Origin of the sequence: Halobacillus sp. KGW1 (genome assembly GCF_001592845.1) — a bacterium.
In the GTDB taxonomy this organism is placed as follows: Bacteria; Bacillota; Bacilli; order Bacillales; family Halobacillaceae; genus Halobacillus.
Map to the genome: position 1 here is coordinate 103,687 of NZ_LSOC01000004.1, position 25,128 is coordinate 128,814.

The 25,128-nt window shown below is 46.3% G+C and carries 30 protein-coding genes; 14 read left to right on the plus strand and 16 right to left on the minus strand.

All coding sequences use genetic code 11. The features are described from left to right. Positions 1 to 9: 9 nt before the first annotated feature. The 3 genes from AXG56_RS15450 to AXG56_RS15460 are packed head-to-tail and all read right to left on the minus strand — an operon-like array spanning position 10 to position 1,669. The gene (locus AXG56_RS15450) at positions 10 to 840 is read right to left on the minus strand and encodes a YihY/virulence factor BrkB family protein (RefSeq protein WP_008632803.1); all 831 of its coding nucleotides are present in this window, start codon (positions 838 to 840) and stop codon (positions 10 to 12) included. 19 nt (positions 841 to 859) lie between these two features. Beyond that, positions 860 to 1,189, minus strand: a complete 330-nt coding sequence (locus AXG56_RS15455) for a YtxH domain-containing protein (protein WP_008632804.1) — start codon at positions 1,187 to 1,189, stop codon at positions 860 to 862. A gap of 12 nt (positions 1,190 to 1,201) precedes the next feature. Further along, a complete protein-coding gene (locus AXG56_RS15460; protein ID WP_008632805.1) occupies positions 1,202 to 1,669 on the minus strand; it encodes a low molecular weight protein-tyrosine-phosphatase in 468 nt (155 codons plus the stop codon). 214 nt (positions 1,670 to 1,883) lie between these two features. On the opposite strand from AXG56_RS15460, the gene AXG56_RS15465 reads away from it, so the two are divergent. After that, positions 1,884 to 3,266, plus strand: coding sequence for a sodium:alanine symporter family protein (locus tag AXG56_RS15465; RefSeq protein ID WP_035388653.1), 1,383 nt, complete (start codon positions 1,884 to 1,886; stop codon positions 3,264 to 3,266). Positions 3,267 to 3,299: 33 nt separating this feature from the next. On the opposite strand, the gene AXG56_RS15470 is transcribed toward AXG56_RS15465, so the two are convergent. The 4 genes from AXG56_RS15470 to AXG56_RS15485 all read right to left on the minus strand — a co-directional run bounded on the left by AXG56_RS15470 (position 3,300) and on the right by AXG56_RS15485 (position 5,833). Beyond that, complete coding sequence (locus tag AXG56_RS15470) at positions 3,300 to 3,965, minus strand: SOS response-associated peptidase (protein WP_062515372.1); 666 nt, start codon at positions 3,963 to 3,965, stop codon at positions 3,300 to 3,302. Between the two features lie 85 nt (positions 3,966 to 4,050). Beyond that, positions 4,051 to 4,422, minus strand: coding sequence for a DUF1992 domain-containing protein (locus tag AXG56_RS15475; RefSeq protein WP_062515373.1), 372 nt, complete (start codon positions 4,420 to 4,422; stop codon positions 4,051 to 4,053). Positions 4,423 to 4,461: 39 nt separating this feature from the next. Further along, on the minus strand, positions 4,462 to 5,100 hold the full coding sequence (locus tag AXG56_RS15480; protein ID WP_008632809.1) for an MOSC domain-containing protein: 639 nt from the start codon (positions 5,098 to 5,100) through the stop codon (positions 4,462 to 4,464). Then, a complete protein-coding gene (locus tag AXG56_RS15485) occupies positions 5,090 to 5,833 on the minus strand; it encodes a YkgJ family cysteine cluster protein (protein ID WP_008632810.1) in 744 nt (247 codons plus the stop codon). Before AXG56_RS15485 ends, AXG56_RS15480 begins: the two co-directional genes overlap by 11 nt. Before the next feature lie 167 nt (positions 5,834 to 6,000). Here AXG56_RS15485 and mreBH point away from each other — a divergent pair, with 167 nt between their 5' ends. The 4 genes from mreBH to AXG56_RS15505 all read left to right on the plus strand — a co-directional run bounded on the left by mreBH (position 6,001) and on the right by AXG56_RS15505 (position 8,841). Then, entirely contained in the window at positions 6,001 to 7,008 is a 1,008-nt protein-coding gene (mreBH, locus tag AXG56_RS15490; RefSeq protein ID WP_008632819.1) for a rod-share determining protein MreBH, read from the plus strand. Positions 7,009 to 7,185: 177 nt separating this feature from the next. Continuing rightward, the gene (locus tag AXG56_RS15495) at positions 7,186 to 7,497 is read left to right on the plus strand and encodes a hypothetical protein (RefSeq protein WP_008632820.1); all 312 of its coding nucleotides are present in this window, start codon (positions 7,186 to 7,188) and stop codon (positions 7,495 to 7,497) included. 34 nt (positions 7,498 to 7,531) lie between these two features. Continuing rightward, positions 7,532 to 7,900 carry a DUF1428 family protein gene (locus AXG56_RS15500; RefSeq protein ID WP_008632822.1) on the plus strand — a complete coding sequence of 123 codons (369 nt, stop codon included), beginning with the start codon at positions 7,532 to 7,534 and terminating at the stop codon, positions 7,898 to 7,900. 20 nt (positions 7,901 to 7,920) lie between these two features. Next, a complete protein-coding gene (locus AXG56_RS15505) occupies positions 7,921 to 8,841 on the plus strand; it encodes a ketopantoate reductase family protein (protein WP_008632823.1) in 921 nt (306 codons plus the stop codon). Positions 8,842 to 8,939: 98 nt separating this feature from the next. On the opposite strand, the gene AXG56_RS15510 is transcribed toward AXG56_RS15505, so the two are convergent. The 3 genes from AXG56_RS15510 to yfcC all read right to left on the minus strand — a co-directional run bounded on the left by AXG56_RS15510 (position 8,940) and on the right by yfcC (position 12,283). Next, on the minus strand, positions 8,940 to 9,518 hold the full coding sequence (locus AXG56_RS15510; RefSeq protein ID WP_062515375.1) for a M15 family metallopeptidase: 579 nt from the start codon (positions 9,516 to 9,518) through the stop codon (positions 8,940 to 8,942). A gap of 83 nt (positions 9,519 to 9,601) precedes the next feature. Beyond that, positions 9,602 to 10,768, minus strand: coding sequence for a beta-aspartyl-peptidase (gene iadA, locus AXG56_RS15515; protein WP_008632828.1), 1,167 nt, complete (start codon positions 10,766 to 10,768; stop codon positions 9,602 to 9,604). A 21-nt stretch (positions 10,769 to 10,789) separates the two neighbouring features. Continuing rightward, positions 10,790 to 12,283 carry a putative basic amino acid antiporter YfcC gene (yfcC, locus tag AXG56_RS15520; protein ID WP_082794495.1) on the minus strand — a complete coding sequence of 498 codons (1,494 nt, stop codon included), beginning with the start codon at positions 12,281 to 12,283 and terminating at the stop codon, positions 10,790 to 10,792. 151 nt (positions 12,284 to 12,434) lie between these two features. Here yfcC and AXG56_RS15525 point away from each other — a divergent pair, with 151 nt between their 5' ends. The 4 genes from AXG56_RS15525 (at position 12,435) to AXG56_RS15540 (ending at position 16,430) form a co-directional block, all read left to right on the plus strand. Continuing rightward, complete coding sequence (locus AXG56_RS15525; protein ID WP_062515377.1) at positions 12,435 to 14,459, plus strand: sigma-54-dependent Fis family transcriptional regulator; 2,025 nt, start codon at positions 12,435 to 12,437, stop codon at positions 14,457 to 14,459. 38 nt (positions 14,460 to 14,497) lie between these two features. Further along, positions 14,498 to 15,133, plus strand: a complete 636-nt coding sequence (locus AXG56_RS15530; protein ID WP_008632836.1) for a hypothetical protein — start codon at positions 14,498 to 14,500, stop codon at positions 15,131 to 15,133. A gap of 92 nt (positions 15,134 to 15,225) precedes the next feature. Beyond that, positions 15,226 to 15,417 (plus strand): hypothetical protein, encoded by a 192-nt coding sequence (locus tag AXG56_RS15535; protein WP_008632838.1) that lies wholly within the window; start codon positions 15,226 to 15,228, stop codon positions 15,415 to 15,417. A 17-nt stretch (positions 15,418 to 15,434) separates the two neighbouring features. Then, a complete protein-coding gene (locus tag AXG56_RS15540) occupies positions 15,435 to 16,430 on the plus strand; it encodes an acryloyl-CoA reductase (protein WP_062515699.1) in 996 nt (331 codons plus the stop codon). A gap of 430 nt (positions 16,431 to 16,860) precedes the next feature. Here the strand turns inward: AXG56_RS15540 and AXG56_RS15545 are convergent, their stop codons facing one another. The 3 genes from AXG56_RS15545 to AXG56_RS15555 form a co-directional block, all read right to left on the minus strand. Further along, positions 16,861 to 17,058, minus strand: a complete 198-nt coding sequence (locus AXG56_RS15545; RefSeq protein WP_008632847.1) for a YwbE family protein — start codon at positions 17,056 to 17,058, stop codon at positions 16,861 to 16,863. Positions 17,059 to 17,161: 103 nt separating this feature from the next. After that, on the minus strand, positions 17,162 to 17,374 hold the full coding sequence (locus AXG56_RS15550) for a DUF2188 domain-containing protein (protein WP_008632849.1): 213 nt from the start codon (positions 17,372 to 17,374) through the stop codon (positions 17,162 to 17,164). Positions 17,375 to 17,442: 68 nt separating this feature from the next. After that, positions 17,443 to 17,907 carry a DUF2188 domain-containing protein gene (locus tag AXG56_RS15555; RefSeq protein WP_008632850.1) on the minus strand — a complete coding sequence of 155 codons (465 nt, stop codon included), beginning with the start codon at positions 17,905 to 17,907 and terminating at the stop codon, positions 17,443 to 17,445. A gap of 209 nt (positions 17,908 to 18,116) precedes the next feature. Here AXG56_RS15555 and pxpB point away from each other — a divergent pair, with 209 nt between their 5' ends. The 5 genes from pxpB to AXG56_RS15580 are packed head-to-tail and all read left to right on the plus strand — an operon-like array spanning position 18,117 to position 22,633. Next, complete coding sequence (pxpB, locus tag AXG56_RS15560; protein ID WP_026578631.1) at positions 18,117 to 18,830, plus strand: 5-oxoprolinase subunit PxpB; 714 nt, start codon at positions 18,117 to 18,119, stop codon at positions 18,828 to 18,830. After that, entirely contained in the window at positions 18,827 to 19,828 is a 1,002-nt protein-coding gene (locus AXG56_RS15565; protein ID WP_026578632.1) for a biotin-dependent carboxyltransferase family protein, read from the plus strand. Before pxpB ends, AXG56_RS15565 begins: the two co-directional genes overlap by 4 nt. Before the next feature lie 16 nt (positions 19,829 to 19,844). Further along, positions 19,845 to 20,618, plus strand: a complete 774-nt coding sequence (locus AXG56_RS15570) for a LamB/YcsF family protein (RefSeq protein ID WP_026578633.1) — start codon at positions 19,845 to 19,847, stop codon at positions 20,616 to 20,618. A 21-nt stretch (positions 20,619 to 20,639) separates the two neighbouring features. Beyond that, positions 20,640 to 21,833 carry an NRAMP family divalent metal transporter gene (locus tag AXG56_RS15575; RefSeq protein ID WP_026578634.1) on the plus strand — a complete coding sequence of 398 codons (1,194 nt, stop codon included), beginning with the start codon at positions 20,640 to 20,642 and terminating at the stop codon, positions 21,831 to 21,833. Positions 21,834 to 21,844: 11 nt separating this feature from the next. Next, on the plus strand, positions 21,845 to 22,633 hold the full coding sequence (locus AXG56_RS15580; RefSeq protein WP_008632865.1) for a putative hydro-lyase: 789 nt from the start codon (positions 21,845 to 21,847) through the stop codon (positions 22,631 to 22,633). A 44-nt stretch (positions 22,634 to 22,677) separates the two neighbouring features. Here the strand turns inward: AXG56_RS15580 and AXG56_RS15585 are convergent, their stop codons facing one another. From AXG56_RS15585 to AXG56_RS15595, 3 genes are all read right to left on the minus strand, one after another. Further along, positions 22,678 to 23,217, minus strand: a complete 540-nt coding sequence (locus AXG56_RS15585) for a GNAT family N-acetyltransferase (protein ID WP_008632867.1) — start codon at positions 23,215 to 23,217, stop codon at positions 22,678 to 22,680. Positions 23,218 to 23,354: 137 nt separating this feature from the next. Then, positions 23,355 to 24,329, minus strand: a complete 975-nt coding sequence (locus tag AXG56_RS15590; RefSeq protein WP_026578636.1) for a quinone oxidoreductase — start codon at positions 24,327 to 24,329, stop codon at positions 23,355 to 23,357. A gap of 5 nt (positions 24,330 to 24,334) precedes the next feature. Continuing rightward, complete coding sequence (locus AXG56_RS15595; RefSeq protein ID WP_008632870.1) at positions 24,335 to 25,117, minus strand: enoyl-CoA hydratase/isomerase family protein; 783 nt, start codon at positions 25,115 to 25,117, stop codon at positions 24,335 to 24,337. Positions 25,118 to 25,128 lie beyond the last annotated feature (11 nt).

A 25,128-nucleotide genomic window follows, 5' to 3' on the forward strand; every position in this document is an offset into this window, starting at 1 on the left:
CGTTCAAGCTTATTCAGCCGTGCGGCTGTGTCTCCGCTTGTGAGTCATCGCATTAATTTCTCCGCCGAGAATAATCACAAGACCGGATAAATAAAACCATATCATTAGTACGATGACCCCACCGAGACTTCCATATGTTGCCGAAAAATTACCTAAATTACTTACATAAAAGGAAAATAATAGCGATACAAGCTGCCATCCGAATGTAGCAAACAGCGTCCCACCGATTGTATCTTTATACTTCAACCGCTTACTGGGCGCTGTAAGATACAGGAAAGAAAGCACCAGGAAAAAAATGATGGAGGAAATCACCCATCGAAGACCATTCCAAACTGTCAGAAAACCTTCCGACAATCCAAAGAAAGAGAACAGCTGAGCTCCAATCATATGCCCAAGCACCGGAAGCAGGAACGCAATAGCTATGACGAATACCATAGCGATCGTCAATACAATAGCAAGGACCCTCGAAATGAAGAACGTCCTGTTCTCTTCGACCCCGTAAGCCCTGTTGAACGCTCTCATGATAGCATTCACACCGTTGGAAGCCGCCCACAGCGTACCGATCAAACCAATGGACAAAAGGCTTCCATTTTCGGTACGGAGCAAGGAGGAAACATTCTCGGTGATCATTTGAAAGGTGTCCGGAGGCGCATACGTGCTGACAAACGCAAGAACCCTCTCTTCATCAATATGAAGATACCCTAATAAAGTCACCAGGAAAATCATAAACGGAAACAAGGATAATAAAAAGAAATAGGCCAGCTGTGCCGACATCCCTCCTACATCATCCTCGCCGAAACGGACAAACAATTCTTTGATGAAACTCATGATGCTTTTCACAATCCCTCACCTCTTGAAGTTAAGAAGCCTCTTCCGGTTTATCGACAGCTTCCAGCTGTTCCTTCACTTCCCGGTTGAGTTCACCTACTTTATTAAGCATACTCTCCGCTTTCTGAATTAATTCAAGGAGATCTTCCACCCCTTTGTTCACTTGCGCAGAGAACCCCTCATAACACATACGTAGATTGTGGATGGCTTCCGACGGGTGCTTCACATAAGAACGACATTTCCTTCCGGCATCACGCGTCTGCTCCATCGTATAACTCCTCGTATCTTTATCCAGAAGAGCAATGACCCCTCCAGCCACAGCCCCGTACACCAGGCCTTTCCACAAATTACTTCGACTCATCCTATTTCCTCCTTACAGGTTATTTTTCTGCTTAATGTCTTGCAGGAGACGCAGGCACCCATCGTACACGAGTTCATAAACGTATTCAAAATTACCTGTGAAGTATGGATCCGGCACCTCTTCTTCCTTTGCATCCGGTACATAATCCATCAACTTCCTGATTGTCACGTCGTTTTTCACTCGAATCGCGTTTAAATCTTTCATATTCTTATCGTCCATTGCGATTATATAATCGAAATCGTCCCAGTCCGCTTCTTTCACTTGACGCGCCTGTATGCCGTCATAAGAAATATTTTTACTGCTCAAAATTTGTCTTGTTCCCTCATGAGGGGACGAGCCGACATGCCAATGACCAATTCCGGCAGAATCGACTGTGATCTTCCCCTCCAGTTTTTCTCTCTTGACCAAATCCCTGAAGACGGCTTCAGCCATCGGTGAACGACAGATGTTCCCTAAACAAACGAATAATACATGTATCATTTTCCGTTCCTCCGTATAGTAGTATTTCCCATTCTTTTCATTCTATGAAAGGTGACGGAAATCCTGCTAAACCATGGATTCCCCTCTCAATATCTTCCCATATCCTGTCGAAACGAACCACATTTTTGCAGGAACGCGCGGAATTGTCCTTGACATTCTGTTTAAATTTTCGGAATATTTTAATATGGTCCATTTAGACAAATATAAAAGGGGGATGACCATTTTGAACGATTTTCTGAGCAATATCAGCGGAGTCGTATGGGGACCTGTCCTGTTGATTCTGTTGGTAGGTACAGGCATTTATTTGACCCTGCGTCTCGGTTTCCTGCAATTTAAGTCCCTGCCTTATGCATTGAAGCTAGCCTTCAAACCGGGACAGAAGAAGAGGAAGAATGAGAAAGGGGACATTTCTCATTACCAGGCATTGACTACAGCTCTGGCTGCTACGATCGGAACAGGTAACATCGCAGGAGTGGCGACAGCTGTCGTACTCGGAGGACCCGGAGCCGTATTCTGGATGTGGATCACAGCCGTGTTCGGAATGGCTACGAAATACGCCGAAGCTGTCCTTGCTGTTAAGTACCGCGTTGAAGGAAAGAACGGAGAAATGTCAGGAGGACCGATGTATTATCTCTCCCGCGGTCTGAAAATGAAGTGGCTTGGACAACCACTGGGCATGCTCTTTGCTGTATTCGGTGCGATTGCAGCTTTCGGTATCGGAAACATGGTACAGTCCAACTCCGTATCAGACGTTATGCAGGGAACCTTTAATGTACCGACATGGGTAACGGGAATCATATTAACTCTTTTGGCAGGACTAGTGCTTCTAGGTGGAATTAAGAGCATCGGTAAGGTCACCGCATTTTTCGTTCCAGTAATGGCTTTGTTTTATGTTATTGGTGCATTGATCATACTCGTACTCAATTACAATTTGATCATCCCGGCTTTCGAAACGATCCTGACAGACGCTTTCACTGCCAGCGCCGTCGGCGGAGGAATTCTGGGAACCGTCATCCGCTATGGTGTAGCGCGTGGTGTGTTCTCGAACGAAGCAGGACTTGGATCTGCACCAATCGCTGCCGCTGCAGCCAGAACCGATTATGCCGGACGGCAGGCATTGGTCTCTATGACTCAAGTTTTCATCGATACCATCATTGTATGTACCATGACGGGTTTGACGATCGTCATGGCTGATCAGTACACAGGAGGATTAGATGGAGCAGACCTGACCTCTGCATCCTTCGCTATCTTCCTTGGTGATGTCGGCTCCTACATTGTCGCTATCGGCCTTGTATTCTTCGCTTTCTCCACCATCGTCGGTTGGTCCTACTACGGGGAGAAGTGCTTCGGCTACATTACAGGGCAGCGGGGAATAGGTATCTATAAATCCGTCTTCGTCCTGTTTGTTTTAGTCGGTGCAGTCTCCCAGCTCGACACGGTGTGGATTTTTGCAGATATTATGAACGGTCTGATGGCTTTCCCTAACTTAATCGGCCTTCTCCTTCTTTCCGGGGTCGTCGTCTCAGAAACGAACAAATTCCTGAAAGTTGCTAAGAAAGAACGACAGCAGGAAAAAGAAGCGAAACAGGCAGGATAATTAGAACCCTCCCGCAAATGCGGGAGGGTTTGCTTATGCCAGCGGCTGTATGCATGCTTCTCCTTCATTCCCTGCCTTATTCACATAATCACTGACGGGGTAGGCTTCCATATCTGCACTTTCCACCTTTTGTATAAATGCCTGAGCCTGTTCCTTCGTCCAGCGATGAGGGTCTAACCAGTTCTTGCTGGTCTCTCTGGAAAGAATGACAGGCATACGATGATGAATTGGATTCATGAAAGCGTCCGCTTCTTTAGTCAGAATGGAACAAGTGAAAAGATCGCCATCCCCTTTTCCCCATTTATCCCAAAGACCGGCAAAAGCAAACACGCGTCCATCTTTCCTCGAAATGCGCATAGGCTGCTTCCCATCTTCCGTCTGTTTCCACTCATAGAAGCTGTCTGCAAGGAGGAGACACCTTCGCTCTTGGATCAGCTTCTGGAAACTCGGTTTCTCATGAGCTGTTTCGCTCCTTGCATTGATCATCTTGTAGCCGATTCTCTCATCCTTCGCCCAAGAAGGCACGAGCCCCCATTTCATATATCCGGCCCGCTTTTCAGAACCGTCATGAATAACCGCAAGCACCTTCTGGCCGGGTGCTATATTATACCTTATCTGATAGTCGGGAATCGGACGAGTAATTCCGAATTCTTTCCGGATCTCCGACTCGTCAGCCAGCAGCGTGTATCTTCCACACATAGGAAAAGCCCCCTTTTTCTTCTATTATATATGTAGCACCCTTCCCTTTATACAAAGAGGAGACACAGATACCTGCGTCTCCTTGCTAAAAACCGAACTTGCGGTGTATTTTGTTTTGATACCTTCGGAAAACTCCGGTATTCCCGGTGTCTCTCTTCTCCATCATCATATCGAAGCGCAGCTTCTTCTCTTTCCATTCCTTTGTGTAGTGGGAAATAAGGGATGGATCGGTGATTGCCGACAGTAATTCCTCAAGGTCAACCATCTCTTTTTTCAGCATCATTTCCTCAGGAAGCATATGGGCATTCTTTAAAATACGATACCCGTTACGCAATTCTTCCGGAAGGTGGGCAAACTCGTCTTTCGGGAGAGGTTTACCTTTTCCGGGCAAATCGTCGAACTCCCCGTTTTTTAAAGCCTGCTTAATCTTCTCTTCGACGATGTGATAATAATCCATCTTTCACCACCCTCTCAGCGGAATACGGACAGCAGTTCCCTATAAAAGCTTCTTCCGGAGGTTTTGTTTTAATCCTTCCGCTAACGGTTCTAAACGAATTATACGTTCAAGCAAGGCAGGGCTTTCGTTATGCCCGTACCTGACGTCATTAACGTCTGAAACCGTTACACCTTCCGGATGAGCTTCGATCAATGCCAACATATCCCCCGCAGCAATCTCCCCCTCTTTCAGGACACGAAGATAGAATCCGGTAAACCCGCTGTCGATGACGCGGGCAGGAAAATCATCGATACCATGGGTACGTGCGATGATATAGCAGGGTTTTCTTGGTTCAGACACTTGAACCACCGCACTACCCAATTGGTATATATCGCCGATTCGAGCCTCGGCTTCCTGAATTCCCTCCACGGTCAGGTTTTCTCCGAAAGAAGGAAAGGAAAACGTATGCCCGTAGTGACTTTCCCAATGCCTGTAGTGCTGGGCAGGGTATAAGCAGAGCGCCTTATCACGGCCGCCGTGGTTCTTTTTATCCGCCTGTTCGTCTCCTGCCAGGTTGGTGAAGGACAAAGGAACCCGGTCACTCACAGGTTTCTTCCGATAGGCACTCTCAAGGTCGCCCTTATCTGTGGCATATACTTCCGGACGGCCGACATTCAAGGATAACAGTTTATAATTCACTCCATGTCCCCTCTCTGTATTGTTGGACCCAGGCAGGGAGATAATCGTACTGCCAGGCATCCATCGGATAATCTACGAAGACATCCTCCCCGTTCTCATACAACGCCTGAATCAATTCATTCACTGCCCCGAAGTAATACGTGTAAAGAAACTCATAGCTGAAAGGTTCCTTCGGCATATCGTTCTTCGCACAGACTTGCGGATCACTGTAGTTTAAGTAGGTACGGCAGGGAATCGGTCGGACTTCGTATGCCATACATAACTTCGTTTCCGGATCCAGCATGGGACAAGGAAGATCCAGTTGTTTGTAGGCTAGCTTCGTTTCCGGCGCTTCATGATCCATCTTCATAGCTTTGTTCAACTTCTCTTCCTGCCGGACATAGTACCGATCCCAATGTTGGAAGATAGCCTGCTTCCTGTCCTCAGAGAATTGCTCAATAGAACGGAACATCATCCTCGCTTCCATCTTCGAAACGACTATTGGAAAATAACAGCAGAATGCACATCCCATGAAACAATTCGGCTTCATACCTGCGAATTCCTCCATACGTTCTATTTCTGCATCCACTTCTTTCAATAAACGCTGGAAACCGTCCAATATGACTGTTTCCGTATCCTGCTCACTATCCAGCAGATGATCTATAATGTCATCGAAAAATGCCGGGTCCACTTCATAGGACTGGTTGATCTTCTCACATTTTTTGATAATTTCTTCATGTTTTAGAAAACTCATAAGGAAAAACTCCTCCATCTATCGTTGTCTCTATTATACATCTCTTGCAAGCATCGCTACCACCATAGACCTAACCACGAATTTCCTCTTGTTCCACCCCCATAAAAAAACTATGATGAAAGAAAGTATATAATTAAGAAATATGTCATCTTTGGAGGTACGCCTAAATGTTATCAAATGCTGAAATCGGTATCGACCTCGGTACTGCGAATATACTGATCTACTCTAAGTCAAAAGGAATCCTGCTGAATGAACCTTCCGTCGTAGCTTACAATACAGAAACAAAGAATGTGGTAGCTGTGGGGAAAGAAGCCAAAGAAATGGTAGGAAAGACCCCAAGAAATATCATCCCTGTCCGTCCATTACGCGACGGAGTGATCGCCGACTACGATATGACAGCCCAAATGTTGAAAGAACTATTGAAAAAAGTTTCCAAGAAATCCGGTATTTCCATGAGAAAACCAACGGTCGTGATTTGTACACCTTCCGGCTCTACATCTGTAGAAAGACGTGCTATACATAACGCAGTAAAAAGTTATGGAGCTAAACACGTCCATTTAATCGAAGAACCGATTGCTGCTGCAATCGGAGCCGACCTTCCTGTAGATGAACCGATCGCCAACGTTGTCGTCGATGTCGGGGGTGGAACCAGTGAAGTAGCCATCATATCATTCGGTGGTGTCGTTTCCTGCAAGTCCATCCGTACCGGTGGAGACGTAATGGATGAGGAGATCATCCAGTATGTACGCAAAGCTTATAACGTCTTAATCGGTGAACGCACAGCTGAACAGGTGAAGATGGAGATCGGCTATGCACTGATTGATCATGAAGAAGAAGTGATGGAAGTGCGCGGCCGAGATATGGTCACAGGCCTCCCTAAAACAATCGAACTTAAATCCACGGAAATTCAAGGAGCATTGAAAGAGTCCCTGGAACAGCTGCTTGAAACCATTCGGGCGACGCTTGAAGAATGCCCGCCTGAATTGAGTGGGGATATCGTCGACCATGGCGTAATTCTTACCGGCGGCGGCTCTTTGCTTAACGGCATGCAGGAATGGCTTTCCAATGAAATTTCTGTTCCTGTGCATATGGCACCAAGTCCGCTGGAATCCGTTGCGATTGGTACCGGACGATCTATCAAAATGATACAAAAACTGCAAAAAGCATCTAAATAAAACACTGAATACCCCGCCCTTATAAGGCGGGGTTTGTTCTTTACCGAAGAAAGGATTTCGTCCATCTATGTCGAATAGGATAAGAATAGGGTCGATTCTCCAACACTTAAGATGTTTAAAACTCCGTTATCGGGTGAAAACTCGCCATGTACACTACCTAAACAAGGAGACTCGGAAATGAAACTATCCACTATATTGAAATGGGTGACCGGAGTATGTGAAGCACTTTTAGCTATTCCCATCGCCGGTGGTCTATTCATTGTCAGCAGCGGCTGGGCTCCGCTTATGACCATGTTTATTCTGCATTTAATCACACTAGTAATTGCCGTTAAAGATAACCGTGCTTATGTAGGAAGCGTATTTGGTCTCGTAACGAACGTACTTGGATGGATTCCGGTAATTGGATGGATCCTGCACACTATCACTGCTGTCATCCTTCTCATTGACGCAGGCCGATCTACAGCATTGGATAAAAAAGCAGCAGAATAAAAAGCCCATTCCTATATTCAAGGGGGACGTTTTTATGTACACGGTGTTATGCATTTTCCGTGTGAAGAAAGAGAAACTGGATGATTTCCTGAAGACGGCCAAGAAATCCGGAGAAATGCTGCAATCCCACGGTTCGCTTGAGCATACGATCTATTTCTCAAAAGAACTGACAGGGCGGCAGGGTTCCATGGGCATCCTCAATTTAATTGAACTGGAAGAGGATGAAGAGCTTCTCCTCGGCCAGAGCATATTTGAGAGTGAAGAAAGCTACCATGAAGTCATGAAGTCTATCGGTTTTAATGACATCATTCATTACTTGAACGGTCACATTAAAGACATTGTTGAAATGAACAGGGTCGTCACTTCCAGCTTCACCACAGAACCGACAACACAGATGAAATAAATTCGATCGGGGGAAGAAACATGAAAATCGTTGTACTTGGAGCAGGAGCGCTTGGCGCTTACTTCGGAGCAAGGTGGGAAGAGGCCGGCCACGAAGTCGTAAATTTAGTCAGAGATGGACGCGCGGATCAAATAGAGAAAAACGGCTTGAAGCTGCACAGCACGATGGGAGATTACGAAGTAACGAACCCACAAATCGCGCGTCACCCTGAAGAAATCGAACACCCTGATGTCGTTTTTCTAGCCGTGAAAGGATACCATTTAAGCGGCACACTGGAATGGCTGAAACTGCTGGTAGAAAAAGGAGCGAAAGTTTACCCGGTCCTGAACGGCATGGAGCACATTCACATTCTGCAAAAAGAGCTCGGAGAAGAGGCCGTCATCGGCGGTCACGCCTATATTATTGCAACATTGGATGAAATGGGTCATGTTGTACATACCAGTAAATTCCACGACCTTTATTTCGGTCCTCTCCATCCTTCTCAACAAAGTATATGCGAAGAGCTTGCTATCGCCTGCAATCAGGCCAACCTGAACGGCACATTGAGTCCGCACATTCTTAAAGATATGTGGAAGAAATATATGTTCATCACAGCCTTCTCCGGTATTACGACGGCAGTCAATCAGCCGATCGGGGTAGTGAGAAGCTTTCCACAAACGCTCCAGACAGCGAAGCATATGCTTGAGGAGATGAAGGAACTCGCTAACGCACATCACGCTGATTTGACAGATGATCAAGTGGAAGACGCCTTTCAACGCCTTCGTAAGCTGGATGGTGAGATGACCTCTTCCATGCACCAGGATCGTCGTAAAGGACTCCCTCTGGAAGTAGAGCACCTCCACGGCGGAGCCTTGAGGCTAGGGAAAGAAGCCGGCCTTTCCATGCCGTATATCGAGACAATCCGTGCTGTCATTAAGCCGTATGAAGCTTATCAAGCATAGATCATACAAAAGAAATCCGAACGCTCCCCTGTTAACAAATAAGCAGGGACGTTCGGATTTTCTTTTGTATGAGGCGGAGGAAGCCTCCTTATTCCCAGTTAATCATCCGCAAAATCATCGACGACCGGGCGCTTGCCGTTCTTCAAATCCCGTATCGTTAATCCGAAATCCATCTGCAGATGAGGGTAATCTTTAAAGTTTGGCCAATCCCCTCCCCATTCAAAACCGAGGGACTTCGCTTCTTCGACCACTTCCATCCAGTCAGGTTCACCGTTCCCATTATCGTCTCTGACCCTGTCCCACACGACGTCCCCTTCCGCTGTTCGAAGGGCGAAATCAATGGCAAGGCCATAATTATGATAAGACTCCCCACCTTTGGCGGATGTGACGATGCTCCCACCTTCGGAACGCCCCTGGGCATAGAGCGCGTCTTGTCGTTCCATGGTACGATGACCTTCCGTAATGACGACATCAATACCCTTGGCACGAACGGCGTCCATCAATTCTTCTTTCTTCTGCTCCACTACAGGATGAAGATCCGTCGGTACGGTATCTTCTTCTTTATAAAAAACTCCCGGCGGCATATCCCTCTGGACCTGCGGTACTAAGTAGAACAATAATGCAGCCAGGATTCCTATCCAAAACAGGTAGCCGATTAATCTTGACAGGATCCTCACAAAGACAACCCTTTCTCCTAGTAATTACTATGAGAATACCACAGACAGCCTGATAGAGACACTTAAAACCCTCGCAGGAAATCTTACTCAAACGTTCCTTTTACCAACGCATTGCCTTCGTGCACCATTTCCCTGCCAAGAGCGATGACCCGGGAGATGTTCAGTGTCTCCTTTTCCATAAGTATAAGGTCTGCATCTTTACCGGGAACCAACCTTCCCTTATTCGATAATCCCAGAATGTCACTTGGGTTCGACGTCACCACTTTAAGTCCATCTTCCATAGAAACACCGTGTACAAAGACCGCCTCATGGAAGGCTTCTAGTAAAGAACGAATTTCGCCTACTTTTAATCCGGTCAGATTTCCCTGCTTATCAAAATCCGGAAGACTCCCCTGCGCATCGGAAGTAAATGTTATCTGCTCCACTGGAACACCACAATCCAACATTCTGGCCAGCGCTTCGCTGCTTTTCACCTCACCTTCTTCAAGAAATTCAGGGATTGTACTGGTAGTGAAGTCAACATATCCCCCCTTCTTCGCATAGAGAATCCCCGCCTCGAACAAGGCCTGATTTCTGTTTATATGCGTTGGATAAAATTGAGTGATCGGGATATCCGACGTTTCAACGACTTGTTCAATTAAAGATAATCCTCTTACCCCATCACCCACATGAATATTGACCACGCCTTTTTTACCCGAAAGCATGCCGCCGATCCTGGCCTGCGAGGCAATTCTTGTCAATTCCTTTACCGTGGGTTGGGAAGATCTATGATCGGATATTGCAATTTCACCTGCTCCGATAATTAAGTCTATCAGCATGATATCGTCTTCCATTTTTCCAGTAAGCGTTCTTACTGGAACCTGATAAGAACCTGTATGACAATAGCAAGTCAGCCCTTCCTCACGAAGCGACATCGCTTTAGCCAGCAAATTTGTCATCGTTCTCGTCGTACCATCCGTCCCGATCACACCGACAACAGTAGTGACGCCGCTCATTGTCGCCTGAGTCAATGTCAGCTCCGGCGTCCGCGATCGGAAGCTTCCTTCTCCTCCACCACCTGTTATATGGACATGCCCATCTACAAATCCCGGTGTCATAACCATTCCTTCCGCGTTTATCACCTGGACATCTTGTCCGCTTATCATAATCTCATCCCGAATATCCGCTATTTTACTTCCTGCAATCAGCACGTCCTTCTTCCCTGCATAATCAGGCGTATAAATCTCCGCGTTCTTAATAAGTGTAATCATATACGTTCCTCCCCGGCGCTTTTAGTTGAAATTGATCAATACTGCGATAACCACAAAGGCAGATGCCAGCCCAAACAAAACCAGCTGGAATTTAATGATAAATCGAAACCACTTGGCCCAATCGAGACGCGCTGCTCCAAGGGTACCCATCAACGCAGCAGACGTCGGGACAATGATGTTTGTCAAACCATCCCCTAATTGAAACGCCAGTACAGCTACTTGTCGGGTCACACCGGCAACATCCGCCAAAGGCGCCATCAACGGCATCGTCAAAGCGGCCTGCCCTGAACCTGAAACGACAAAGAAGTTAAAAACAGACTGAAAAAGGAACATGAGCCAGGCGGACAATGCTTCCGGCGTTCCCTCGAAAAGCTGTCCTGTTTGATGTAATATGGTATTCAACACAGATGGACTACTCGGATCATCTCCCCCGAGTATAATGATAATTCCCTTCGCCATTCCCACTACCAGAGCTGCAGGCAGCAGGTCTTTCGCCCCTTGGGCAAATCCTTCCGCAATATCGTTAACCCGCATATCATTTAATCGAAAAAGCACTCCGATGATTCCGGCAATCAGTCCGATTGTGAAAAATTGGCTTGCGATTTCAGGAATATAGTACGCATGTTCAATAACTCCCCAGACAATCCATACAACTCCGAGGATGACTGTCCCAATAACCAGCAGATGTCCTAACTGAAAGCGCGCCTTCCAATCTTCCGGATTAAAATCATCACGGAAATATTGATCCGATTGGTAAGAAAAAGATAAACGCGGGTTCTTTTTAATTCGGCTGGCGTATTTCCAAGTATAATAAGTCCCGACAGACGTAAACACAAACCACATGACAAATCGGAAAGGTGTGCCGGAAAGAACCGGGACATCCGAAACCCCTTGCGCGATCGCTACCCCGAATGGATTCATCCAGGATGTTCCGAAGCCGATTTGAGTAGCGACATAAGTAATCATGATCCCTGTTATCGCATCATACCCAAGCGCAATGACAAGCGGTACAAGAATCATTGCGAATGCTATGGCTTCTTCTCCCATCCCAAATACCGCTCCCCCTAAAGAAAATAGAAAGAACATGACCGGGATGATCAAAACTTCCCTGCCTTTTGTCTTATCAATGACAGAAAGAATACCCTCCTCAACAGCACGGGTTTTCAGAATGATTCCAAAAGCCCCACCAATGATTAAAATAAAAGCTACAACCCCGACGGCCGATCCCCATTTATCCCCGGACGTCAGCCCCTCGAACATATAATTGAGAAAACCAGCTCCACCACCTGCTTCAAACAGTCCCGTGCCTCCCCCGTCACCCTCGGAAACAGAAAAACTCTCCGGTACAAGGACCGTCCTTGTTTCCTCTGTTCCCGAGTTATTATAGGATACCTCTTTGGTATCAAATACTCCTGACGGAATAAGATGGGTCAGAATTGCTGCAACCAGTACGACGAAGAAGATAATGACATAAGTATGCGGCATTTCCAACTTTCTTTTTCTTTTCAAACCCATATAAAACTCCTCCTTTTCTACTTACTTTCCATCATGCAAGAAATGTGCCATTATTTTTTTCGGAATATTCACTGTTTTTATACCGTTAACAGACTTTATAGGGTCTAATTGGGTGATATAATTAAAACTAAAAAGACATAAGGAGCTGCCAATGATCAATCGATTAACCCTTATTACCGGAACGATACAAACTCGCGAGGCACTTCAAACTCAACTACAAGACCTTATTGGCAAATATATTGATATTACCTGCTTCGCCATTGATGACTATGTTCCCGCCTCCACTACGGACCCTTTAATCATCTTTTCATCCCGTCTTGTCGAGCAGGAAGCTACTATTCATACCTTTGATGACTGTAAAACCATGACAGCTTTAAGAACCATTAACTATCAATATATTGAGAAACTGTTGGACCTTGAGGCAGGTACAAAGGTACTTTGTATTAATGACACAGAAGAAATGGCTCAGGAAACGATTGATACACTCATGGAATCAGGGATCAACCATCTCCATTACACGCCTCACACGACAGGGAATAACGCTCCCGAAGACATCCGGATCGGAATTACGCCGGGAGAGAGAGCCTTTGCTCCTGCCAGCCTGGAGCAGGTGATTGACATAGGTGTAAGACTTATTGATATTACCACTCTCATCGATATCCTTGATCACTTCCACCTGAAACAACCACTCGGCGGGACCATATCCAAACGGTACACAGGAAAGATTATTGACCTCAGCAGGAAGTTGACGAGTATCAACAAACAAGCTGCCCGCTTAAACCAACACCTCCAACAAGTGGTGGATGGTGTAAATGACGGGGTCATGGCCGTGGATGCACAGAACATAATTACTATTTTCAATCCTCTGATGGAAAAATACAGCGGAATTTCCTCCACTTTCGCGAAAGGAAAACATATCAACAAAATATGGAAGAACTCGTCTATCATTCCATTTATGACCGCATCGAAAGAAGAGAGTGTTTACCTTACATGGAACGGCTTTAATTTAATGGTCTATCGAATAGAATGGGATCAGCACGATAACACACTCTTCATCTTCAAGAATGCGGATGAAACGATATTGATGGAAAAGGCCGCAAGAAAAGAGTTATTAAAGACAGGGTATATTGCCAAATACAGTTTTGACGATATCCTGGGTACGAGCGAAGCAATTCGGGAAGTAAAACATATAGCCAGGAAGCTGGCCAAGGCATCCTTCCCTGTACTTATACAAGGGGAAAGCGGAACAGGGAAGGAATTGTTCGCCCATGCGATTCACCAAGAATCCGACCGCGCGTCGTCCCCATTCCTCGCTGTCAACTTCAGTGCCCTCTCTGAAGATTTATTGGAAAGTGAATTATTCGGCTATGAAGACGGTGCTTTTACCGGGGCAAAAAAAGGAGGAAAGAAAGGGCTGTTCGAACAAGCGGATGGAGGAACCTTATTCCTTGATGAAGTCGGGGATATCAGTCCGAAGCTGCAAGCCCGCTTACTCCGGGTCATCCAGGAAAAAGAAATCAGGAAGATCGGCGGGACCAAGAACATTCCTGTCGATGTACGCATCATAGCGGCAACAAATAAAAATCTATCGCTATTAATGGAAAAGGGAGAATTTAGAGAAGACCTGTATCACAGATTAAAAGTCTTATTTCTGCCTATTCCTCCCTTAAGGGAAAGAAAAGCAGATATTCCAATACTAGCAGACCGATTCCTTACCGAAAGCAGCAATAAGAGCATGACATTAAGCAAGGAAACCTCAGAAGAACTCGCAAGGCACCAATGGTTCGGGAATGTGCGTGAATTAAAAAACACAATCGATTACCTCACTACTGTGTCAGACGGAGAAATGATTACAAGGAAAGACTTACCGGCTTCGGACTTTTTTCAGAAACCCGCTCAGAACGAGAAGACTGAGCAAAGCCTTGCAGACAAAGAAGTTACGAAGGAAATACTCACGTACCTTTTCCTTTGCAAAGAAAACTATGAGCGTGCGAGCAGAAAAAAGGTCCGAGAACATATGGACAAACGGGGCGTCCCTTTATCAGACCAGCAGATCCGTCGTTTTTTGGAACACATGAAAGCAGAAGGATGGATTGTTTCCAAACAAGGACGGGGAGGCACACAAATCACTCCTTCAGGGGCTGATTACCTACAACATATAGGACAAATGTTATAATTAAGAAAACCGGGATAAGGAGGTGCGGAGGAGCAGACATGCGCTTAAAACGAAAACCAGGAAAAACATTCTATGAACTTATTATGATTGCTCTCGCCGCCTTATCTGTTTCGACCATTTGGCAGAAAACCGGATATAACAGCATCATTATCTGGACGACTTGGACAATCTTCTTTGTCGATTTCTTATACCGTCTGCACCGGAGCGACAGCAAGTGGGAATTCATTAAAAAGAATCCCTTCATCGTTATCGCCGCCATTCCGCTGGATGCGATCTTTCAATTTGCCCGGTTCGCCCGCATCCTCCACCTGCTGCGTTTGAAATCAATCACCAAATACTACACGATGCCTTTCATCCGCTTTTTAAAAAGACAGCACCTGTGGACGGTCACCAGTATTACGTTTCTCTTAATCTTCCTTCTGATCATCCCTCTGACGCTGATTGAAAATGAGTTGGATTCCTACTCCGACGCCTGGGTAAGTGCCATTCTGTCCCTTACATTCTTCGGACGATCAGGATTTGAACCGGAGACGGCAGCCGGTCAAGTCATCATCGTGACCCTGACCATATTCGGCGTCATCCTGCACGGGCTTATCATCAGCACGTTGGCGGACTATATTATTCACTCCCCCATTGTCCAATTGCTGAAGTCTAAGTTCTCCAGCAATAAATAAGAGACTCTTATTACTTTTTCTTCCAATAATTACGTTTTATTTAACCACAAAAAAGGAATGAGAGAAGAGAATCCACCATCGGAGGTGAGGGGATGTCCAAAAAAAACAGCCATAAGCTGAGTGAAGAAGATCAAAGTTTCGAAGAGAAGAAACGAAAAGAAGAGCTGATGGATGAAATTCCCGTCGATGATCTGAAGAAGGAACAGCTAGAAGAACAAAAGGGAAAAACATCCAAAAATGACTCTTCCACAGAAGAAAGACATAACGAAGACTTAAGACCATGATTTATGAGGTGAAAGACATGAAAGAATTTCAGGCCTATCAGTTATCTCAAGATGATGAAGGCATAACCGGAGCTATAAAAACACTTCAGATGAGCGATCTTCCTTCCAGTGACGTAACCATTAAAGTTCATTATTCAAGCGTCAACTACAAGGACGGAATGGTTACACAGGAGGACAATGCTCTTGTAAAAGCATACCCGATTATCCCTGGTATAGACCTGGCGGGAGAAGTCGTCCACTCTGATGACACTCGCTTCCACCAAGGGGATAAGGTTATTGCCACCAGCTATGAGATCGGCGTTAATCATCCCGGCGGCTACAGCGAATATGCAAGTATACCCGCCGACTGGATTGTCCCTCTTCCCGATGGGATGACGATGGAAGAGGCAATGATTTATGGAACCGCCGGTTTTACGGCTGCGTTGTCCATTCACAGGTTGGAGCACAACGGCCTGACCCGGGAAGCCGGGCCCGTACTCGTCACCGGAGCATCGGGAGGCGTCGGTAGTATGGCGGTCGCTATGCTGGCTAAGCGAGGATATGAAGTGCACGCAAGTACCGGGAGTAAGGAAAATGCAGATTTCTTAAAGAATTTAGGCGCAGAAACCATCCTTTCCAGAGAAGATGTCTATGACGGCAAACAGAAAGCACTCGCCAGCGGACGCTGGGCTGCTGCCGTTGATCCGGTCGGCGGTGAACAGCTCGCTTCTGTACTAAGCAAATTGAAATACAGTGGCGCAGCAGCTGTTAGTGGTCTCACCGGAGGGACGAAAATACCTACGCAAGTTTATCCCTTCATTCTAAGGGGTATCAACCTTATAGGTATTGATTCTGTAAATTGCCCGATGGAAATGAGAGAAAAAGTGTGGCACCGGTTAGCGAACGACATGAAAGTCAAAGAAGCGTTTGATGCTATCAAGACGGTGCAGCCGTTACAAAAGGTCCCCGAAACGCTGGACCAAATCCTTAAAGGGCAAATACAAGGTCGTACCGTCATTAAAATCAATGATTGATGGTAGTTCCTATTCAAAACGCAGGGTGTTGACAAAAGACTTAACATCCCATATAATTTGAAGATGGTGCCTTCATAAGAAAGGCAACTCGGAAAAGAAAAGAGTGATTTGTATGAGACTGGCATTCTGCTACGTTTTGATACAACTTAATCACACTGGATCAGCTTCGGAGCTGTAAGGATGCAATAGAGGTAGGGATTGCGTCGTTTAAGTTGAAACAAACTACCATGTAGAATTTTGAACCGCGGCAACAACATGGATGTAACTTCCACAAATATGTGTAACTTGATATTTTCCGAAACAAACTTAAGTAGTCCTCCATCTATGCAGAGGACTCTATAATAAAGCGGGTTGGACGATTGTCTGATTCGCTTTTCCTATATTAGAAAAGAAACAGCCCGAAATCATTCCAGTGATTTCGGGCTGTTTTTCATTCGCTGTGGACCTTCTTCACACGGCCTACCTGTCCATCCTCCAACCGCACCTTAATACCGTGAGGGTGATTGGGAGACTTGGTCAGAATGTCTTTTACTTTGCCGGAGGTTAATGCTCCCGTTCGTTGATCTTTCTTCAGAACAATTTCTACATCTGCACCGATCTTAATATCGCTTCGTTTTTGTCCATTCATGTAAAGTACCTCCATCGTCATCATCTGCCCTTCTCATCATACAGGAAGGGTTCTTCCCCTGCAAAAAAAGAAAAACACTCGCATGAGTGTTTTTCTGGAATTCTTATGAGGAGTAGTCGTGCTGGGTCTGGATTGTACCGTCCTTCATATGGATGACTGCTCTGGTGCCTTTGTTTTGAGCAATTTCCTTCGCCCTTTGAATCGCTTCTTCTTTCGTGTCAAATACCTGCGTTGGCTGCTCAGCACCTTCTGCTTTAACGGCCCAGCCATCTTCATGTGTAAGGACATGTTCCGCTTGGTTTCTAGTATCCGCCATTCCGAACCCTCCTTCGCTTCGTCTTATATATGGTTTATTACCACTCCAGCATCCCTGTAAACCCCTTTTTATCCATTAAATTCCTTTCGATCCTGAATACTTCCGTCCTTCTTATGAATAATCACACTGGTCTGTTTATTCTCAGCGATTTCTTCCGCTCTTTTAATCGCTTTTTCCTTCGTATCAAACACATTAGATACCTGCTTCGCGCCTTCCGCTTTTACAGCCCAGCCGTCTTCATGCACCATGACATGCTCTCCCTTATCGAGAAGCTCCGGGCGGCTCTTCGTACTATTCTTCACATCATCGTCTCTGTTTTTCAAATTTTCGTCACTCATTTGTGTGACACGATTGATTTCTTTCTCCTCCGCGTTTTCATACCATTCTTTCGCCTGTTCCGTAGCAATTGGAATGGCCTGATTTTCTTTATACCCTTCCTCTATCATTGCATTAGCAATGTCGATGGCTTTCTTGCGGACAGGTGTATCCAAGTTCTTTAAGGAACTTGGATAGTCATTGGTATCCCAAGGCATGGATAAACCCCTCTCATGTATTTTGTATTTTATAGATATAATTACCACCACTTTGAATTTATAAACAAACGTTACGATTGCTAAACTAATTTGAAAGCACGGCTGAAATAAGATACTATAAAAAAGTCTCCCATTTCAAACAATTTCGCCAATTATCCACTTTTTACTTTCCATCACTGATTATCGTACTTTACAAGGAGGTTTAACTATTGGACATCACATTCCATCCAGTAGGTGACCAGGCCGTACTACTTCAGCTTGGTGATACCATCGATGAACAAGTCAATCAACATGTAAGAAAAATCTCCGCACATTTCGACAAACACAAACCGGATTGGATGATAGAATACATCCCCGCGTTTACAACCATCACCATTACATATGATCCATTCTATATACGCAAGCGTCATGCCGCCGGTGTGCGACCTTACCATTGGATATGTGAGCAGCTTCAACTTATCCTCAAGGAAAGGACGGAATACAAAGCAGAACATTCACGCACCATTGAAATTCCGGTCTGTTATGGAGGGGAATTCGGTCCTGATTTAGCTGCCGTAGCAGAGCACAACCGTCTATCAGAGGAAGAAGTGATACAAAAGCACATGGCGGGAGACTACCTCGTCTATATGATCGGTTTCGCTCCCGGATTCCCTTATATCGGGGGGATGGATCCTGAAATCGCTACTCCAAGAAGAGACGATCCACGCCTTGCGATCCCTGAAGGTTCTGTCGGTATAGCCGGAGGTCAGACTGGTGTATACCCGATAGAAACGCCTGGAGGTTGGCAGTTGATCGGCCGAACCCCTCTTTCTCTCTTCCAACCGGATCAAGATATCCCCTCCCTCCTTCAAGCGGGAGATCGAATCCAGTTCGTTCCAATTACAGAAGAAGAATACCAGGAAAGAAAGAGGGGTTCCCAATGATACAAGTGACAAAATCCGGTCTATTGACGACAATTCAGGACCTCGGCCGCTATGGGTTCCAAAAACATGGTGTGATTGCAAGCGGGGTGATGGATAAGGAAGCTCATAGAATCGCCAATTTTCTTGTCGGCAACGACTCCGGAGAGGCAACAATGGAAATTACGCTCCTCGGACCGGTACTTGAGTTTCAGACAGATGCATTAATCGCTGTATGTGGAGGGGATCTATCACCGATGGTTGACGGTGAACCTCTCCATACATGGAAGCCTGCTTTTATAAAAAAAGGAAGTGAATTGAGATTCGGGAAACCGAAACAAGGTTTTCGTTCCTATTTAGCTGTAGCAGGAGGCTTTGATGTTCCTGAAGTTCTTAACAGTCGTTCGACATACTTAAGAGCAGGAATCGGTGGATTTCAAGGACGTTCATTGGAAAAAGGGGATGAGCTTCCTATTGGTGAGCTTTCCCAAAAATCGGTTCACATGCTTCAACACTTGAAAGAAAGAAAGCATTCCGCATCCTTTTCAGAAGCGAATTGGTCAACTTCTGCGGAGTTCCGACTCTCTCCTTCTCCCGATGAACCCATCCGCATAATAAAAGGAAGAGAGTACGATTGGTTTGATGCAGAGAGCCGGGAAGCTATCTTAGAACACACCTTTAAAATTGACTCCAAGTCCGATCGGATGGGGTATCGATTGAAGGGAGAGAAGCTTCAACAATCGCATAAAAGAGATATGTTGTCAGAAGCAGTCATGTTCGGAACGATCCAAGTACCTCCAGAAGGAAATCCGATTGTATTATTGGCAGACAGACAAACTACAGGCGGTTACCCCAAAATTGCTCAAGTCATTACAACGGATCTTCCAAAGCTCGCCCAGAAACGACCAGGAGAAACGATCTCCTTCACTCTCGTTTCCCATGAGGAAGCAGAACATCTCTATATAGATCGTGAAAAGCAGCTGAAGCTGTTACAACAGAGTATTCAAAGGAAATTTAATTAGGAAAGGGTGATCCAATATGCATATCGTAGACTTAAATTGTGATATGGGAGAAAGCTTTGGAGCGTATAAAATGGGGCAGGATGAAGAAATCCTAACCTATGTCACATCAGCGAATATCGCCTGCGGTTATCATGCAGGCGACCCTTCGACTATGAGAGAAACAGTTAAAAAAGCCGCAGCAAACGGGGTCGGTATCGGGGCGCATCCAGGGCTGCCGGATCTTCAAGGCTTCGGAAGACGACCGATGGACCTTTCTCCTGCAGAAGCTTATGATTTAGTCGTCTATCAAATCGGTGCCCTTCAAGGTTTTGTTCATGCGGAAGGTGAGAAATTGCAGCACGTGAAGCCGCACGGGGCGCTGTATAATATGGCAGCCAAAGATAAGACACTGGCAGAAGCAATTGCGAAAGCGGTCAGGGATGTAGATACCGGGCTGTTGTTATACGGCCTTGCTGGCAGCGAACTGATTGCAGCAGGCCGTACATATAACCTCCCAACAGCGAGCGAAGTATTCTCCGACCGCACGTATCAAGAGGATGGCAGCCTTACCTCAAGAAGGCTGCCGGATGCCTTGATCACTGATCGTAAACTTGCGGTGGATCAAGTCATCCGCATGATTAAAGAAAACAAAGTGCACACAATGCAGAATGTGGATATTGACATCCAAGCTCAAACCATCTGCATTCACGGAGATGGCGCCCATGCTGTCGAATTTGCTAAGTACATTACCGGTGCATTGAAAGAATCAGATATAAAACTGCAGGCAAGTGGAAAATTCATTACTATTTAAGCAGCAGAAAGGAGCAGCTCCATGAAACAACAATCAAACAGAAGTCTCCTATTAGGCGCCGCGTTTTTGATGGCCACCTCAGCTATCGGACCCGGTTTCCTTACCCAGACTACGCATTTCACTCAACAATTAGCAGCAAGTTTCGGATTTGTCATCCTTATTTCCATCATTATCGATATCGGTGCCCAGCTCAATATTTGGCGCATTATTGCAATTGCCGAGAAACCAGCACAGGACATAGCGAACAGTCTGGTTCCAGGTCTCGGTGTTTTCTTATCCGTACTGATCGTCGCCGGTGGTCTAGCCTTCAACATCGGAAATATCGCCGGTGCAGGACTTGGAACCAACGTACTCTTCGGGATATCTCCTGAACTCGGGGCGCTCTTTAGTGGAATCGTTGCCGTCGGTGTCTTTCTCGTCCGGGAAGCTGGAAAAGTCATGGACCGATTCGCGCAGATTGCCGGGTTCGTCATGATTGCCTTGACGATCTTTGTCATGTTCTCAGCAGAACCACCGGTAGGAGAAGCGATCACGAAGACATTTGTACCGGATACGATTGATTTCCTGGCTATTACAACCCTCGTCGGAGGTACGGTCGGCGGCTATATCACGTTTGCCGGCGGCCACCGTCTCCTTGATGCGGGCGTCAAAGGGAAAGAATCTCTCGGTGAAGTTACGAAAAGCTCCGTTTCAGCAATCGGTATCGCATCCGTCATGAGGATCTTTCTCTTCCTCGCATCTCTCGGCGTTATCGCATCAGGTTTCACTTTAAACCCGGACAACCCTCCTGCTTCCGTATTTCAGGCGGCAGCTGGAAACGTAGGTTACAAAATATTCGGTGTTATCATGTGGGCAGCCGCGGTAACTTCTGTCGTAGGCGCTGCGTATACCTCCGTTTCCTTTATACGGACATTCAGTAAAACCATCGAAAAATATCATAAGTGGTTTATCGTTGCCTTTATCATCATTTCTACAAGCGTATTCGTTTCTATCGGACAACCGGTAAAAATCTTAATACTTGTCGGATCTTTAAATGGTTTGATTCTGCCGATCGCTTTAGGCGTCATGCTGGTTGCAGCAAACAACCGAAAAATTGTCGGTAAGGACTACAAACACCCAATATGGCTTACCGTGTTTGGCGTCATTATCGTTATAGCCATGGCTTACATGGGAGGCTTGTCCCTGTTCCAAGGTATACCTAAATTATTCCAGTAGGAGTGTTGTCATTGGAACCATCTATACTGTCCCCTTCAGAGGCGCGAGAAATGATCCGGGAAGGTAGTTGGAAAGGCCCTACCGCCGGAATGGCCAACGGTTTTGTACAGGGAAACCTTGCCGTTGTCCCCCGGGAACTGGCCTTTGATTTTCTTGTATTTTGCCAAAGAAACCCTAAACCGTGCCCGGTTCTTGATGTTACAGACCCGGGCAGCTTCGCCCCGTTGTTAACCGCTCCGGGAGCCGATCTTAGGAAAGACCTTCCTAAGTATCATATATATAAGGACGGCGTGTTGTCCGAGGTAACCACGGACATTACAAATGCCTGGACACAGGACATGGTCGGGTTTCTGCTTGGATGCAGTTTCACATTTGAACAGGCACTGCTTGAAAACAACATCCCCGTCCGTCATATCGAGGAAAATCGTAATGTACCAATGTACCGAACCTCCATCGAGTGCGTTCCGGCTGGTAACTTTCATGGTCCAATGGTTGTCAGCATGCGGCCGATGAAACAGGCGGACGCAATCCGGGCCGTTCAAGTAACAAGCCGATTTCCAAACGTTCACGGCGCTCCTGTACACATAGGTGATCCTGGCAAAATCGGAATTAAAGACTTAAATTCTCCCGACTTTGGAGAGTCTGTTACCATACACCGTGATGAAGTACCGGTTTTTTGGGCCTGCGGTGTTACCCCGCAAGCGGTGGCCATGCAGCAAAAACCCGATATCATGATTACACACGCTCCCGGCCACATGTTCATTACAGATATTAAAAACGAATCAACTGCCATTCTATAAAAAAACCGCCTGGGTTGGTCCCCAGGCGGTTTTTTTGCTGTGTTCTACTCCCAATCTTTTGAAAGCATCCCATACACCACGTGGTTGGTGTAATTCCCATACAGTAATGCCGCGTCGCGGATGATCCCCTCCTGTACAAAGCCCAGGCGTTCCGGTACCGCTCTGCTTTTGATATTCCCCTCCGCCGCCCGGATTTCAATTCTGTTTAACCCTAATTCTTTGAACGCATAATCGAACAAGGCACGGCATGCCCTTGTCAATAAACCACGGCCCTTGAAATCTGTCCCCATCCAGTAGCCGACACTCGCCTTCTTATTCCCCCAATCATATTCATGGAACCCGAGAATACCAGCAATCTTCCCACTTTCCAGCAAACAGACGGTCAAACCATTGTTATCCGCATAGCTCTCCAAACACCCTTGGATATATTTTCTCGTATCCTCCGGTGACTTGGTGTAGTCGACCCAAGGAAGCCATGTCCTTATATGCTCACGAGAACGGTCCGACAATTCGTAAAGTTCTTCTGCATCCTCGAAACCAATCAGTTTTAAAGATAATTGCTCGTCTACTTTATGTATAAACACAGCCATCCTCCTCTTCTATCAGTAACCTTACTTATTCTGGATTCATTTCCAAATCTCCTGCTTTCGACAGATATCCCTACTTTCACAGCTCCAAGTGAAGAAAACAAAAAAAGAAGCAGGTTCCCCTGCTTCTCTCTTCAAGGTTTTAATACAATTTTACCTGTCGTTTGTCTCCCCTGCATCATCTCGTGGACACGCGCTGCTTCCTCAAGCTTGAATACTCCGCCGATAGTCAGCTTTAAATCTCCGGTATTCACTAACTGTAGAAGATGGTCAAGACTCTTCTCAAACAAGACCGGCTTCTTCATGATTTGAGGAAGAAAGAATCCGATGACAGAGAGGTTACGGTTCATGAGTCCAGATGGATACATCGTCGCAGGATTACCGCTTGCCACTCCATAAACGACGACGCGGCCGAAAGATCTCATACACTTCACCGTCTCAAGAAAAACTTCTCCACCGGCCATCTCCAGTGCAACGTCAACTCCTTTACCTCCCGTAACATCCATAACGTCTTCCCGCCAATGCTCATGTGTATAGTTAATGACATGATCGGCACCAAGGTCCCTGGCAAGAAGCAGTTTCTCTTCTGTACTTGCCGTAGCAATAACGTTTCCCGCTCCAAAATGCTTGGCGAGCTGAACCGCAAGAGAACCAACACCGCCGGCCGCGGCATGAATAAGGACGGTTTCTCCTTTTTCCATCCGTCCCATCGTCGTTAGAATATGGTAAGCAGTCAGTCCCTGAAGTGGTAAAGCGACAGCTGTTTCGTAGTCGACTCCGTCCGGGATTGGAATTAAGGTGCTCTCCTTCGTTTTCACAAACTCTGCATATCCACCTGATCCAATTAAAGTAACCACCCTGTCCCCTTCTTTAAAACGAGAGGCATCTGAACCCGTGCCTGCAACAACACCGGCTACCTCAGCTCCAGGTATGAAAGGGAGCGGGGTAGGTACGACATAGGCTCCTTCCCGTCTCGCAGTATCGGCGTAATTCACACCGACAGCCTCCACTTTCAGCAGCACCTCGTCCTTCTCCAATGTTGGTACGTCAATGGTTACCTCCTCAAGGACAGACGGACCTCCGTATGCTTTGAATTGTATGGCTTTCATTTCGTTCACCTCCCTGCAAATTCCGGCTTGCGTTTATTCTTGAACGCTTCGACGCCTTCTTTATGATCTTCGGTTGCGATCATCATCGTTTGTGAGATTCTTTCCTGCTCGAGAATGGCCGCAAGATCGGATTGATCCGCCTGGTCGACCACCCTTTTAATCATGCCGATTGCCCGTGCAGGCCCGTTGGCTATTTCAAGCGCGTATTCCATGGCCGCGCCCTCAAGATCATCGACTGGAAGAATCCGGTTTACCATACCCCAGTCATATGCCTGCTCCACGTTGATCGGTTCTGCGCGGAACAGTAACTCTTTGGCACGATATGGACCAAGTACTTTCGTTAAGAAATAATGACCGCCACCATCAGAGATAAGGCCGACTTGAGCGAAGCTCATGACGAACTTGCTCTTTTCTGCTGCAAGAATTTGATCGCAAGCGAGAGCAAGGTTGAAACCGGCACCGGCTGCATATCCGTGAACGACAGCTATAACCGGCTTCGGAAGTGCTTTGATAGCCAATATCAATTGATTCAATTTCCCCACATGATCATACAGCTTAGCAGCACTCGCCTGCCCCATACCCTTCACATCACCTCCGGCGGAGAAAGATCTACCGGCACCTGATAGGACGACTGCCTTCACATCTTCTGATTCTTCCGCTTCCTTCAAAGCCTTCATTAAACCGGAAATCATTTGGTCGGAAAAGGCATTAAGCGCTTCCGGTCGGTTTAGCACACAATGCATAATCGGTCCGTTCACCTGTACAGTCAAATGTTCATTACCTCTCATTTTCTACAACT